Genomic DNA, 13,797 nt, shown 5'->3' with positions numbered 1-13,797 from the left:
ATAAAACGAAAAAGCGCCATCGAATCAAATACTCGGTGGCGTTTTTTGTAGAATTTGGTTTTACCTACATATCAGTATGCCAAAATCGACTTTGAAAACGCTTTATCCTACTCGTTAAGAAATTAATCAGCAGACCATACATTCTTGAAGTCGGGCCATCCCCAGTTGGTGATGGCGACGTTTTTCAGAATCCCTTGGAAACGAACGGTCTGCAAGTGATGGAACATAGGCACTAACCAATAATCTGAGATCAGAGTAGACGCGATAGGTTCTAGCTCTGCCAAGTAATTAGGCAGTTCAACGGATGCTTTATGACTATCCAAGCGCTGTTTAAGCCAGTCGCTGTTCATCTCTCCTAAAGCAGAGTGCAAAACAGGATCGTTCATCATCCACGAAAATAGCGAAGACGGGGCATTATCATCGAGATTCAGGTTACACAGCACCAGATCCTCCTTTAACTCGCCACTCTGGGAGAGCAGCGCCAGTTCGCGAAAGCTGTAGGTATTGACCTCAACTTCCACGCCATATCGTTTGAGTATGTCGGATACGCAAATCGCACATCGGTACAACGCATAATAGTCATAAACCGCAATGCTCATTCTTTTCGGAAGTTGAGCCTCTTTCGAAGGCGTTCGATACAATTTCTGCCAACTTGGCAGTATGTTTTGAGCTAAAGAGACGCTAAACAAACCCTTGTTATGTTCCAACTGAGACAAAATCGCTTGTGGGTTGGTCAGTTCTGAAAGGTATTTGCGCTGCTCATTATTAAGCGGAGTTGCCGCTGAGTTCTGATTAAATAGGATAAACAGGCATCCATCCTCGACTCGGCTACGAAGGCCGTCTGTATCTGCAGAAACGAGTTCTACGTCACTTTTCCCTAACTGGTGAAAACAAGACGAATCTTCATAAGGCGATACGTGCATTTGGCTATCATCGAAACGAGCAGTGCCCGTCATTGATTCCTCAAACTGCCAAATGGTCACTTCATCGGTTAACGAGCGACAACCATAATAGTGCTCAAATGCGGCGAGTTTGATGCGTTCATTATTGGTTTCGACCACTTTGAATGGGCCAGTGCCTACTACCGTGTGAGGCACAGAGCTTAATGGTGACGGCTCACGGGTCACTTGCGCTGCGGGTTGAATTGAATACTTAACGCCAGCCAACAAGCCTGCGAAGCCGGTGTCAGCTTTAGTGAGTTGGAAGCTGATCCTTAACGGCTGCTCACTGTAAACCGAAGCAACATGAGCTAACTCTGTTTGATAGAAAGGTAAGGTTTGCAAGGCTGAAAACAGCGAGACTAACTGTTTAGCATCAACAGGTTGGCCATCGTGGAAGGTTAGTCCTGGGCGCAAATAGAAAGTCCAAACTAACTTCTCAGCATCATATTCCCAATGGTGCGCTAGCTCAGGCTTCAACTCGCCCTTACCATTACAAGTGACGAGGCAACTGAATACTTGTCTGATCAAAAATCGTTCGCTGCTGCGGTGAATATGGTGTGGAAACAGGTCTTCAAACTTACGTTTATAGGTTAATTGAACGTGCAGCAGCCCTTCGCGCATCGTCGCACCGGATGTTTCTTGGAGAAGAGAGCCAAACACTGCGCGGTCATTATCCAAAATAGAGAGCGCTTTTTCGTACTTGCCCTGCTCTATCAGCTTGCTGGCAACATGTTGAGTCAGTTGTTGATTGCTAAAGCGCAATGTCAGGTTAGAACGTTGATTCCTGCCGACTTTTGGCTCCCACACCACCCATTCAGCCTGATGCATCTTGCCGAGTAAGGTTCGTGCATGGCGCAAACTGGTAAACAGCTTGTCTGCCACCTCAGTCAAAGTCACCGAATGTGAGATGTTTGGCTCGAACGAATCCAGCCGAGTGTAGTAACGCATCATGTTTAGATCAGACAAATAATGAACCTTTTAGAAATAACCCTTCCTCATAAAGCCGATTATAAAACACATTTGTCTTTGAGTGACGATAAAAGTCAAAAACAGGAACACCCTATTAAAAACCCATCTGTTTATTACTTCCTATTAAACAACCATAATTAATGGGTCAGCAGGGAATGTTGAGTTCCCACCAAAGCCTAATACAAGAGAAGTAATCATCATGAGAAAATACTATCTTAATAAGTTAAAAAGCACCTGTAGCAAGCTCGAAAGAGAAGCACTACGAACACTTATAGAGCTATGTAACTGGCGTTATTAGTACACTTTTTAGCACCGAGTTAACGCGAGTTGAGCACAACCTAATATGCTCCTACCCCCAATATGAGTTAGGTCTCAACTCGCTTTTCCATTCCAAATCCCCTCTCAACCCAGCTGTACCAATCACTCACACATTCGATAAATTTCTGTTGTCGACTCGACAAATTTAATTCGTTTTCTTAGTTAAGCGAAAAGCCTTAAGGTTCGCCCCGAAGCAAGCAAGGAGCCTCAGAAAAAACTGAAAGCTCAGCTAACAACTAATTTATTTGCAGTTACCAATCAGGTATTAACTAAGGAAACGCCATGCGTATCGCAATTCTTTCTCGCAACGAAAATCTATACTCTACTTCTCGCTTAAAAGCGGCTGGAGAAGCACGTGGTCACCAGGTCGATGTTATCGACACGCTGCACTGTGATATAGATATCGCGAGTAACAATCCGAAGATTCGCTACATGGGTGAAGAGCTACCTCAATACGATGCTGTTATTCCACGTATTGGCGCTTCCATTACCTTTTACGGAACTGCGGTTGTTCGCCAATTCGAAATGATGGGCACTTTTTGTATCAATGAGTCAGTAGCAATCAGTCGTTCTCGCGACAAACTGCGCTCACTACAACTGTTGTCTCGCAAAGGTATTGGCTTACCAAAAACAGGTTTCGCTAGCCGCCCAGACAAGATTCAAGACTTGATCAAAAACGTAGGTGGCGCGCCACTAGTGATCAAGCTTCTTGAAGGTACTCAAGGTATCGGCGTGGTTCTGGCTGAAACAAATAAAGCAGCAGAAAGCGTTATCGAAGCATTCATGGGCCTAAAAGCGAACATCTTGGTTCAAGAGTTCATTGAAGAAGCAAATGGCGCAGACATCCGTTGTTTTGTTGTTGGCAACAAAGTAATTGCAGCGATGAAGCGTCAAGCTGGTGAGGGTGAATTCCGCTCTAACCTGCACCGTGGCGGTACAGCTCAACTGGTTAAACTAACCAAAGAAGAGCGCGCTACAGCAATCAATGCTGCGAAAATCATGGGTTTAAACCTATGTGGTGTTGATATTCTACAATCTAAGAATGGCCCTGTTGTAATGGAAGTGAACTCTTCTCCTGGCCTAGAAGGTATCGAGAAAGCGACAGGTAAAGATGTAGCAGACATGATTTTCGAATTCATCGAGAAAAATGCAAAACCAAACGCTAACCGTACTCGTGGCAAAGGCTGATTTAACACCGTTAACTCATGATTGGAAATGATATGAACAATAAAATGATCATAGGGAATACTGAAGCACTTTGCTTACCAGAGTTAGGGATAACTGGACTACATACACGTGTTGATACAGGGGCTAAAACCTCTTCTCTACACGTAGACAATCTACTATGTGTAAAAACAGACGGTGAGAACTTCGTGGAATTCGATCTTCATCCAGATGTGTACCACCTAGAAGAGACTGTGCGCTGCAAAGCGAAGCTGAAAACAAGTAAGAAAATCAAATCATCTAACGGTGAAGTTGAACACCGTTGTGTGATTGAAACCATGCTAAAAATGGGTGGTCAGGAATGGCCTATCGATATCACGCTAAGCAACCGTCAAGATATGACTTATATGATGTTGCTTGGTCGTCAAGGCATGAGTGACAAAGTGATTGTTGATCCAGCGGGTGAATTCCTGCTGACTCACTAATCCGAGTCATCGTAACCGCTCCACAGGTTATAGCTAAAGTTAGTCACAACGATATAAGGCCAGTCTCATGACTGGCCTTATTGCGTTCTATTCTTTAATTTCGAGTTGCCGATCTTACTTTGAGCTTATCTATTTCTTAGATTTACCATGAGATTGAAAACCAAATCGCCAAATCGATAACAACAATTTCTTGGTTTTAACTTTTGTCACTCGCCAATGTGTAACAGGCCTTCTTGGCGCACTCATTAACAGATGTTCAAAAGCTTTCTGACTGAAATCGACTTGGCCACCATGCGCCACCAGCAAGGTATCAAGCTGCATCTCATAGATACGAGATACTGACGCTCGGTACTTGTTAGGGTGAAATATAGGGAAAGGCGGAATCAGTTTCTTTTTCACTTCCACCATTAAGTCTGCCACATAGGCAACGCTGTGAGATGGACAATAAACCGAAAGATCTCGGTCAGTGTGCCCCGGCGTTTCTAGAACCAACCAGTCATCAAAACCCGGAATACTCTCACCATCCGACAGCTTGTAGTCCGGCTTTAACTTTCTCGAATACCATAGGTTTGCTTTAGGCTTCCCTAAGCGATTCGCCATCCATCGTGCCAGCGCCAGATCCGTCAAATGCATCAAGATACCATCAATACCGTGATACCAGTCTTTGTCTCGGTTTGCTGCCACCAAGTTACAGTTCGTTAGCTTTCTGAGCTTGTGCGCGGCCCCTGCGTGATCGGGATGCATGTGTGTAACCACAACCGTGTGTAGATCGGAAAAATCACGCAGAAGCTCGGTTTCGATAAAAGTTTTCAAATGGGGGATGTCGGCTCGACATGCGCCATCAAGTAACAGTAATTTGTCTGGATACTCCACCAAGTACATGTCTTGGATGTAACCTTTAATGGTATGCAGCTGCAAAACCGCTCCTTGTGATAAAACAACTGGTCAGACCTATACAATAGCAAATCCAACTTGAATTGTGATCATTTTGTTAAAATCCAAAATCTAAAACTAGAAAGAGAGCTCCAATCAAGATTTCTATTGATATCCACTAACTTACTCAAATCCAATGTTACTCAAATCCCATTCAACTCAGAACAATGAGTACACATTCCAAAGATAAGCATCAATTTAATCCGATATTTTCAGCATTATTGAATGCCTGCATTGCCGTAAACCTTGCTCTATAAGCCATACAACTCAAGTATTCAGCACCATTTATCGTGACGACAAAATACGCGATTTGTTGACCTAAGTTATTAGGACTATATATGCGCTTCTAATTTATTGTCTGAGTGCTATACATGAACCAATTAATCGATGCTCTTTCTACCCAAGGTTACTTTGTTTGGGATGACTTCTTAACGCATGAAGAAGTAGTGGCATTGAGGGATTGCATTCCAGAGAACTGGAAAAAGGCTAGGATTGGCCGTAACGATGAAGTAACGCGAGAGTCGACCATTCGTAGTGACAAGATTCAATGGGTGCGCCGCGACATGGGCGAGCCAGCTTCTCTGTTCCTAGACAAAATGGAGCAAATTCGTTTAGAAGCAAACCAAGCGTTCTTTTTGGGTCTGTTCGAGTACGAAGCGCACTTTGCTAAATACGAAAAAGGCGACTTTTACCAAAAGCACTTAGACTGCTTCAAAGGCAATGAAAACCGCCGCCTGACTACCGTGTTCTATATGAATGATGAGTGGACAGAAGAAGATGCTGGTGAACTTGTGGTTTACGATCTAAAAGACAACCACATAGCGACCATTCCACCAAAGTCAGGCCGCTTATTCGTGTTCCTGTCTGAACAGTTCCCACATGAGGTACTGCCGACAAACACAGAGCGATTCAGTATTGCAGGTTGGTTCCGCATTAACGGCGTGAAAGACAACCAACTCGATATCGCACACTAGAACTGAGCTGATTTTTACAAGCTCTAGCTTATTCAAAGCCTCTCCTTCGAGAGGCTTTTTTATTGAACAAATATTGAGCGAGCATTGAACAACAAACCTCTTAAAAACCGCACACAGTAAATATCAAAACTATCAATAACTTTTCTCTTAAATGAAATCGAAATGAATCTTTCATATCAGTGAAACGGTTTAGCCACGTAAGTGAAATACGTCCTGTTCAAGATAGCTTCAAACGACACCCCTACTATCTCGTTAAAACTCTAATCCAATACCTCGATATCGATTTCATCCAAAAGGAAACGAAGATGAATAAGCTAATTTTGGCAGGCGTTCTTTCCGCGACAACGGCAATGCCAGCGTTCGCAACGACTCAAGTCACTTGGTGGCACGCAATGGGCGGCCAGCTTGGAGAAACAGTAAACAAAATTGCGACCGACTTTAATGCGTCTCAAGATGATTACGAAATCACGCCAATCTACAAGGGCTCATATACAGAGACCTTAACCGCGGGTATCGCGGCATACCGAGCAGGTGAAGCCCCCAATATTCTACAAGTCTTCGATGCAGGCGCAGCAACCATCATGAACGCCAAAGGCGTCGCGAAACCGGTACAGGATATTCTGGTTGAGTCAGGCTACAACTTTAATTCAAACGACTACCTAGCTGGCGTTCGTAACTTCTATGCCGACAACCAAGGCAAGATGGTTGGTATGCCTTTCAACAGTTCGACGCCGGTTCTTTACTACAACAAAGATCTTCTCGCAGAAGTAGGAGCCGAAGCGCCTAAAACTTATGAAGAACTCGAAGTGGTTGCTAAGAAGCTAAAAGCAGAAGGTCACATCGCCTTTTCTCAATCTCTGACGCCGTGGATCATGTTCGAGAACTTTAAGTCTCGCCACAATCTGCCAGTCGCGGACCAAAACAACGGCTACGATGGCTTGTCCACTAAGATCATGTTCAACACCAAAGACATGATGATGCACGTCAGCAAAATGAAAGAGTGGTCAGATTTAGGCTACTACAAGTATTACGGCAGCGACTGGGATGCAAACCAAACACCTTTCGAGCGCCAAGAAGTGGCGATGTGGATGGGTTCTTCTGGTTCATTCGGTGGCTTACGTAACCGCGTACCTTTCGAGTTGGGCACCACCTACCTTCCCTACTGGAAATCAGTTAACCCAGATGCAGGCTTAACCTTCATTGGTGGTGCCGCTCTGTTTGCACTCAATGGCCACGATCAACAGCAAGACAAAGGTGTCGCCGCGTTCTTTGATTACCTGACCAAACCTGAAACTCAAGTTTACTGGCACAAAACTACTGGCTACGTTCCGGTAACGACAGCGGCTTATGACTTAGCGAAAGAGTCTGGCTACTACAAAGAGCAACCAGACGCAGAAGTGGGTGTTAAGCAGCTAAGCCTAAAATCGGGTGAGTGGACTAAGGGTTATCGTTTAGGTTACTACCCTCAGATTCGTGAAGTGATGCATCGTGAATTCGATAACATCTTCGCTGACCGTTCTAGCGTCGAGAACAGCCTAGACAAAGTCGAAGATGAAAGCAGCAAGCTATTAAAACGCTTCGCTCGCACCATGAACTAGATAGGTTGATGAGCTAGCTCTGTTAATGAAATAGAGCGGTTCAACAGCTTAAAACTTAGCGAACCAAAGCAGTTCATTGCTCCTCACTACTTGTCAGTCACCTTGAATCAATAGAGTGATGACGAGTCGTGAGGAGATTCTTCACTCACGCCATTTCTTGCTCCACAAACTACAATTCAACTGGAAGCACGCCTTGTTATAGCGCGAGTGGTTACGGTAACTAAGAGTGGTTCAAGCCACTCATTTTGGGATTACCCTGTGGAACGACGTCAGCAATTCTTTCACTCTCCGTTGCCTTACCTATTTTTGGCGCCTCAGATACTCATCATTGCGGTTTTCTTTATTTACCCAGCGGCAAAGGCTGTTTATCTCTCTTTTATGCTAGAAGACCCTTGGGGCACCTCATCTATATTCGTGTGGTTCGAAAACTATCAAATGCTATTCGAATCGAGCGAATATCTGAACTCAATTGGCTTCACCTTAATGTTCGCCATCGTAGTCTCTTTCTTATCGCTTGCCTTAGCTCTGCTGCTCGCAGTGAAAGCCGACAACATCATTCACGGACAAGGCGCTTACAAGGTCACTCTCACTTGGGTTTACGCCGTTGCTCCTGCGATCGCAGGCGTAATCGGTGCTTTCTTGTTTAACCCACACATTGGCGTGTTTACCGAAATATTTGCGGTTATAGGTTGGGACTTTAGTTTCCAGACCGACCCTGTGGATGCCACGTTTGCTCTTATTTTGGTTTCGGTGTGGAAACAGGTTTCGGTGAATTTCATCTACTTTCTGGCAGGGCTTCAGTCAATCTCTTACGCAGTAAAAGAAGCGGCGATGCTGGATTGTGTCAGCGACTCGAAACGTTTCTGGACGATTACCTTCCCGCTACTCGCACCAACTGGTTTTTTCCTGCTGGTCATCAACCTTACTTACTCGTTCTTTGAAACTTTTGGCGTCATAGACATCATGACCAACGGCGGCCCGGGTGGCGGCACTACTTCGTTAGTGTACAAGGTGTATCGAGATGGGTTTGTTGGCGCAGATTTAGGCGGCAGCTCTGCACAATCTGTTGTGTTGTTACTACTGGTACTCACTCTTACATTTATCCAGTTTCGCGTTGTAGAAAAGCGTGTTCATTACTAGCCCACTACAGCTAGGCTTTAACGCGACAGGAGTTATTTATGAAAAGTAATAAGATCTCTGACCACCTAATTTTAATTGCTGGGATGCTGTTCATGTTGGTCCCTATTTGGCTAATCTTCGCCAGCTCGACGCATAACCCAAACACCATTGTCAGCGATAGCTTGCAGTGGTTACCGGGCGATAACTTTACAGCCATTTATAGCGAAGCTTGGAACAAAAGCATGGGCTTCAGTGGTGAAGTCACCGCTAGCAAAATGATCGCCAATTCGATGATCATGGGACTAGGTTTTGCGATCGGTAAGATCATCATTTCGATGATGGCCGCGTTTGCTTTGGTCTACTTCAGGCTGCCTTACGCCACGGCTTGGTTTTGGCTGATCTTCGTAACCCTGCTGTTACCACTAGAGGTTCGTATTATCCCATCTTATGAAGTGGTTGCTGGGCTTGGGCTGCTTAATAGCTACACAGGTTTAATTCTACCTCTGATCGCGTCAGCCACCGCAACCTTCTTTTTTAGACAGTTCTTCAAAACCATCCCCGATGAATTATTAGAAGCAGCACAGTTGGATAACGCAGGTCCGTTTCGATTCTTTGTCGACATCTTACTGCCACTGTCTAAAACCATGATCGCCGCGATCTTCATCATCATGTTTGTGGTGGGTTGGAACCAATATCTGTGGCCAATCATGATGACCACGGACGAAGGCTACAACACCATCGTGATGGGCATCAAACAAGTACTCAACAACATCAATGAAACCAGTTTACCGCGCTACGACTATGTTTTTGCCATGGTAATTTTAGCTATGTTGCCACCCGTTTTAGTGGTGGTTGTATTTCAGCGTTGGTTTGTAAAAGGGCTAGTAGAAAGTGAAAAATAACAACGACACAACTCAAATGACCGATAACCGCATTCAATCACTCGATGAGTACAAGACGTCTCACCCAGCTTCTCCGCAAAAATCAGAGGACACCCCGATGCCAAAGTTAAAACAAACGTTAGGGCACACCCAAGCCACTCACGATCGTACGCACAAAGCACCTACCATGTTAGGCATCAAAAACTTGGTAAAGACTTATGAGAACGGTCATCGTGCAGTGAAAGATGTCTCACTTGATATCGAAAAGGGTGAATTTCTTGTGTTGGTTGGCCCATCGGGCTGCGGCAAGTCTTCTATCCTACGTTCAATTGCGGGGCTGGAAAGCATCTCTGGCGGCGAGATTCACTTGGGTGGGCGCCGTGTTGATAACGAAAAGCCAGCTCAACGAGATATCGCAATGGTCTTTCAAAATTACGCACTCTACCCTCACATGACAGTGTACAAAAACCTCGCTTATGGTTTAAAGAACCGAGGTGTAAGCCAACACGTGATTGAAGAGAAGATTGAGAAAGTCGCCAAGACACTGAGAATCGAAGAGTACCTAGACCGCAAGCCAGCCAAGCTTTCGGGTGGTCAGCGCCAGCGTGTTGCTATGGGACGAGCGATTGTACGCGACCCTCAACTGTTCCTGTTTGATGAGCCTTTGTCTAACCTAGATGCCTCATTGCGCGCTCACATGAGATTAGAAATCAAAAAGCTGCAACGCGAGCTAGGCGTAACCAGTGTTTACGTGACTCATGACCAAGTTGAGGCTATGACACTGGCAGATAGAATTGTGGTTCTCAACAAAGGCCAAATAGAACAAGTCGGCACACCAAGAGAGGTCTACCACCAGCCTGCCAGTACCTTTGTAGCAAGCTTCATTGGTAGCCCCGCGATGAACTTCTTAACTGCCACGCTCGATGATGGCTATCTTGAAATCGGCGATCAACAAATGTATCTACCCGAATATGCGCACGTTAAGGACGCGACTATCACTCTTGGCATTCGCCCTGAACATTCTGAGGTTTGTAGCGATTTAATCATGAACGCACTGCCGCTGGAATTACGTATCAGCGTGGTTGAGCCTTTAGGGCCTAATCAGTTAGTTCATGGCTTTGTGAACGAACAACCCTTTATTGCAGTCACACCCGAAACAACTTTGTGCCAAGCTGTCCCCCTCGGTCTAAGCATTGATAAATCGAACCTGCATATTTTTGACAGTCGTGGGAAGCGTATTCAACCAAATAACTTTACTTCACAAGAGTCACGCGAAGAGGTAACAAGCTTAACGACGGCTCTCGCTTAATCGAGTACACTGATATTTAATGCGTTTTTACGGTGCGTCTTTAAGAAGGATTAATTATGTCGTCTATCATCGTAGGTCATCGGGGTGTAGCAGGTACTCACCCAGAAAATACCAAGGCAAGCATTGAACAAGCCGCTAAACTCGGTTTGAAATGGATTGAAGTAGATATTCAGCCAACTCAGGATGATCAACTTGTGGTTTGTCACGACCACACCCTTGAGCGCTGCAGCGATGGCAAAGGTCGTGTCGACGAACACACCCTTGCAGAACTGCGTCAGCTTGATTTTGGCAGTTGGAAGTCTGAGCAGTTCGCTGGTGAAAGAATATTGACGCTGGAAGAATTGCTCGCGCTTGTTGAGCAGCATGATCTCAGCGTCAACTTAGAGATTAAAGTCGACAGTCGACATCAAGCCCCTCATGTCGTTGATTTGCTACATACAGAGTTGATTCGTTCAAATGTAGACACCGACAGAGTGCTGCTTTCAAGTTTCAGCCATCAAGTGGTTTCTGAAATGGCTCGTCACCTGCCGAGATACCGCGTTGGTGTAATTACAGAGCAACTGACTCAAGCCGACTTGATGTTGATTGACGAAGTTAAAGCGTTCAGCTGCCACATGAACTACGAACACGTGATTCAGAGCGATCTCGATACACTAGGTGAAGCAAAAATCCAAACATGGTGCTACACCGTAAACGATCCGTCTCACTTCAAATTCATCTCAAAAGTAGATGCCGTATTCACTGATTTCCCGAATCAATTTACCTCTATAAATTGACCAAGCGAATACTGTAAAAACAACCCCGAGAGGCTTTAAAACTAACTCTCGGGAAACCTCAAAATTAGGTAGCAAACACAAGTGAGTAGGAGTACATTCCGCTACTCACTTGGTTTCATTAGTTCGCTCTATTTAGACAGCTTCATTGGTTACTTAATTTATGGATCTCATTTTTAGTCCAACCTTCCCAATTTTGGGTGCAATCTTCATTTTCGCCGCTATTGTTCGTGGCTTCTCAGGTTTCGGTTTCACCTTAGTGGCATTGCCATTAAGTGCGTTATTCGCCCCTGTTATCGAACTGGTTCCCGTTTTCATGCTAATCGACCTATTGGGCAATATTCAATTGCTGCCTAAGGTTCGAAAACACGTCAACTGGCGCTGGGTTTCAAAGGTATTTATCCCTTGCCTAGCCTTTACGCCTGTCGGCTTACTTCTACTTAAATCCGTTAACCAAGACACGATCATCTTGATCATCAGTGTCTTCATTTTTGCGTCTGCACTTATGATCTACAGAGGTTTCCAGTACAAAAATGAACCTAGATTTGCTCCCTATATTCTAGGCAGCCTTGCAGGGGTAATGAACGGCGCAGCATCGATGTCAGGGCCTCCGATTGGCACGCACGCATTGGCAAGCCCAGTCGCACCACACATTGCTAGAGCTGGCCTGATCGCATTCTTTGTATTGGCGGATTCCACCGCGTTTGTTTCAGCATCGATCGCAGGATTGGTCGATCGAGATATGGTGTGGCTAACTCTCGCGCTCTTACCAAGCAGCATGTTTGGCGGTTATGTGGGTTCTAAACTATTCGAGAGATTTGGTGGAGCAAAGTTTAAGCCAGTCACCATTGCACTGCTCATCGTGATTGCGATATTCAGTGCAGGTCGAGTTTTACTGTAACTGGCTTTAGCGGTTGACTTTGGAAGTTGGTTTCGCGAATTAACTGCGCTAATTGATTCCGGAAAATGATTGAGAAAATTGGGTACCAATGACTACCATTCGATATGGATAGGGGTACCCATTTTTACAAGTTGGAGAAACTCATCCATATCTTGATTAGTTAATGCGATACAGCCATCCGTCCAATCAAAGCTTTGAATAAAGCTAGGTGAACGGTGCTCTCCGTTTTTGATGCCGTGGATTTTGATGTTCCCGCCAGGATCCACATCATTTTGCTCTGCCCATTGCATGTCCGAAGGTTGCGGGTAATTAATATGTACTGAGCGATAAAAGTCCGACTCTTTCATCACATAATCGAGTTGGTATTCCCCTTCAGGCGTTCGGTTGTCTCCCTCAAAGCGTTTATGCCCTTTCGGTTGTTTGCCTAGCGCAATACGAAATTCCTGAATCACCTCTTCACCCTTGAGCAGGTACATTCTGCGTTTAGACTTATCAACTTTGACCAAGGTGACCACTTGCAGCAACGAATCTGTATCAGAAGAGGAAGCTGGTAGAGTATAAAACTGTCGAGATGAGCTTTGAGGTGGACGTATAGATGAACCTTGAGACAACTGGGCAACTTGTTCGCCAGAATTACTGCTAAGGACATCATCCACAATAATCACATGTTTGGAGTTTGAATTAGATGAAGACGTTGAGACACGTTGAGAGTGAGCTGGTGCCGACTCGAATACAATCGTCTCGATCGCCGTCGCGTCAGAGACTATTTTCTCGACTACGACCTGCTCAGCATTCGCGTTCGGAACCACAAACAGTAAACACAGTAATAAAGACCAAAACAGACGCACCCTCAAATCTCCTCAAAACGCATGGACATGGTTCGTGACTGAGTTTCCATTCCTAACGACTCATAGAAACCCTTAGCTTGCTGATTAAACTCCATCACTTCTAACCTAAGCTCGATAGCACCACTCGCTTGCGCCCATTGATTGAATGACTTCATCAGCGCTCTGCCGACGCCTTGACTCTGAACCTGATCGTTCACCACAATCGTATTCACCCTTGCCACCTTATGCGACTGAATAAAGCTAACCCCTTTATTCTGCGTTACCTTCCCAGCTAAGAAGCCAACCACCTGTTGATCGTCAACCGCAACAAAGAAAGCGCCAACCGAATCAAGCATCAATCCCAACCAATATTCTTCACTATCACCTAAACCCTGTGAGGCTGGCGCAAACACCATAGGAGCACCAAGGTGGTGTTGACGGTTTATCTGTTCAGAGAGCTCCAAGATCGAGCTAATATCAGTTACCTTGGCGGTCCGGATTTGCATATCATCACCTTGTTTGAATTCAATAACACCTTAGCAAAAATGGCTTAATTGTGCACCGTTACACTGGTCAACTCAGACGCTCTGTGAAGGCGGGTTATT

The 13,797-nt window shown here is 45.1% G+C and carries 13 protein-coding genes; 9 read left to right on the top strand and 4 right to left on the bottom strand.

Translation table 11 applies throughout. The features are described 5' to 3' along the window. Nucleotides 1-122: 122 nt before the first annotated feature. A complete protein-coding gene (locus BCV39_RS03710; RefSeq protein ID WP_102431338.1) occupies nucleotides 123-1,907 on the bottom strand; it encodes an SgrR family transcriptional regulator in 1,785 nt (594 codons plus the stop codon). A 603-nt stretch (nucleotides 1,908-2,510) separates the two neighbouring features. Between BCV39_RS03710 and rimK the strand changes: the two genes are divergently transcribed. Beyond that, complete coding sequence (rimK, locus tag BCV39_RS03705; RefSeq protein WP_019824669.1) at nucleotides 2,511-3,416, top strand: 30S ribosomal protein S6--L-glutamate ligase; 906 nt, start codon at nucleotides 2,511-2,513, stop codon at nucleotides 3,414-3,416. A 32-nt stretch (nucleotides 3,417-3,448) separates the two neighbouring features. After that, nucleotides 3,449-3,877 (top strand): RimK/LysX family protein, encoded by a 429-nt coding sequence (locus BCV39_RS03700; RefSeq protein ID WP_048661634.1) that lies wholly within the window; start codon nucleotides 3,449-3,451, stop codon nucleotides 3,875-3,877. Between the two features lie 129 nt (nucleotides 3,878-4,006). Here the strand turns inward: BCV39_RS03700 and BCV39_RS03695 are convergent, their stop codons facing one another. Further along, on the bottom strand, nucleotides 4,007-4,795 hold the full coding sequence (locus BCV39_RS03695; RefSeq protein ID WP_102431337.1) for an MBL fold metallo-hydrolase: 789 nt from the start codon (nucleotides 4,793-4,795) through the stop codon (nucleotides 4,007-4,009). A gap of 386 nt (nucleotides 4,796-5,181) precedes the next feature. On the opposite strand from BCV39_RS03695, the gene BCV39_RS03690 reads away from it, so the two are divergent. The 7 genes from BCV39_RS03690 to BCV39_RS03660 all read left to right on the top strand — a co-directional run bounded on the left by BCV39_RS03690 (nucleotide 5,182) and on the right by BCV39_RS03660 (nucleotide 12,365). After that, nucleotides 5,182-5,784 (top strand): 2OG-Fe(II) oxygenase, encoded by a 603-nt coding sequence (locus BCV39_RS03690; RefSeq protein ID WP_048669551.1) that lies wholly within the window; start codon nucleotides 5,182-5,184, stop codon nucleotides 5,782-5,784. Nucleotides 5,785-6,089: 305 nt separating this feature from the next. After that, nucleotides 6,090-7,382: an extracellular solute-binding protein gene (locus tag BCV39_RS03685; RefSeq protein ID WP_048669552.1), complete on the top strand. Its 1,293-nt coding sequence runs from the start codon at nucleotides 6,090-6,092 to the stop codon at nucleotides 7,380-7,382. Nucleotides 7,383-7,640: 258 nt separating this feature from the next. Further along, a complete protein-coding gene (locus BCV39_RS03680; protein WP_102431336.1) occupies nucleotides 7,641-8,522 on the top strand; it encodes an ABC transporter permease subunit in 882 nt (293 codons plus the stop codon). A gap of 38 nt (nucleotides 8,523-8,560) precedes the next feature. Beyond that, the gene (ugpE, locus tag BCV39_RS03675) at nucleotides 8,561-9,403 is read left to right on the top strand and encodes a sn-glycerol-3-phosphate ABC transporter permease UgpE (RefSeq protein WP_102431335.1); all 843 of its coding nucleotides are present in this window, start codon (nucleotides 8,561-8,563) and stop codon (nucleotides 9,401-9,403) included. Continuing rightward, on the top strand, nucleotides 9,393-10,691 hold the full coding sequence (gene ugpC, locus BCV39_RS03670) for a sn-glycerol-3-phosphate ABC transporter ATP-binding protein UgpC (RefSeq protein WP_102431334.1): 1,299 nt from the start codon (nucleotides 9,393-9,395) through the stop codon (nucleotides 10,689-10,691). Before ugpE ends, ugpC begins: the two co-directional genes overlap by 11 nt. 56 nt (nucleotides 10,692-10,747) lie before the next feature. Beyond that, a complete protein-coding gene (locus BCV39_RS03665) occupies nucleotides 10,748-11,467 on the top strand; it encodes a glycerophosphodiester phosphodiesterase family protein (RefSeq protein ID WP_102431333.1) in 720 nt (239 codons plus the stop codon). Between the two features lie 160 nt (nucleotides 11,468-11,627). Then, nucleotides 11,628-12,365, top strand: coding sequence for a sulfite exporter TauE/SafE family protein (locus BCV39_RS03660; protein ID WP_102431332.1), 738 nt, complete (start codon nucleotides 11,628-11,630; stop codon nucleotides 12,363-12,365). A 92-nt stretch (nucleotides 12,366-12,457) separates the two neighbouring features. Here BCV39_RS03660 and BCV39_RS03655 read toward each other — a convergent pair whose 3' ends face one another. Both BCV39_RS03655 and BCV39_RS03650 read right to left on the bottom strand, forming a co-directional pair. Beyond that, complete coding sequence (locus BCV39_RS03655) at nucleotides 12,458-13,213, bottom strand: L,D-transpeptidase family protein (RefSeq protein WP_057623890.1); 756 nt, start codon at nucleotides 13,211-13,213, stop codon at nucleotides 12,458-12,460. A gap of 2 nt (nucleotides 13,214-13,215) precedes the next feature. Continuing rightward, on the bottom strand, nucleotides 13,216-13,698 hold the full coding sequence (locus tag BCV39_RS03650) for a GNAT family N-acetyltransferase (protein ID WP_048661625.1): 483 nt from the start codon (nucleotides 13,696-13,698) through the stop codon (nucleotides 13,216-13,218). Between the last annotated feature and the right edge of the window lie 99 nt (nucleotides 13,699-13,797).

The sequence above is a fragment of the Vibrio sp. 10N.286.55.E10 genome (assembly GCF_002872555.1).
Lineage (GTDB): Bacteria > Pseudomonadota > Gammaproteobacteria > Enterobacterales > Vibrionaceae > Vibrio > Vibrio crassostreae.
The sequence above is the reverse complement of the archived record's forward strand: the minus strand, read 5'-3'. Positions and strand labels throughout refer to the sequence as shown.

Bases quoted from the DNA above. Each gene is read 5' to 3' on its own strand.
- rimK (WP_019824669.1), top strand. From the start codon at position 2,511: ATGCGTATCGCAATTCTTTCTCGCAACGAAAATCTATACTCTACTTCT.
- BCV39_RS03700 (WP_048661634.1), top strand. From the start codon at position 3,449: ATGAACAATAAAATGATCATAGGGAATACTGAAGCACTTTGCTTACCA.
- BCV39_RS03690 (WP_048669551.1), top strand. From the start codon at position 5,182: ATGAACCAATTAATCGATGCTCTTTCTACCCAAGGTTACTTTGTTTGG.
- BCV39_RS03685 (WP_048669552.1), top strand. From the start codon at position 6,090: ATGAATAAGCTAATTTTGGCAGGCGTTCTTTCCGCGACAACGGCAATG.
- ugpE (WP_102431335.1), top strand. From the start codon at position 8,561: ATGAAAAGTAATAAGATCTCTGACCACCTAATTTTAATTGCTGGGATG.
- BCV39_RS03665 (WP_102431333.1), top strand. From the start codon at position 10,748: ATGTCGTCTATCATCGTAGGTCATCGGGGTGTAGCAGGTACTCACCCA.
- BCV39_RS03660 (WP_102431332.1), top strand. From the start codon at position 11,628: ATGGATCTCATTTTTAGTCCAACCTTCCCAATTTTGGGTGCAATCTTC.
- BCV39_RS03650 (WP_048661625.1), bottom strand. From the start codon at position 13,698: ATGCAAATCCGGACCGCCAAGGTAACTGATATTAGCTCGATCTTGGAG.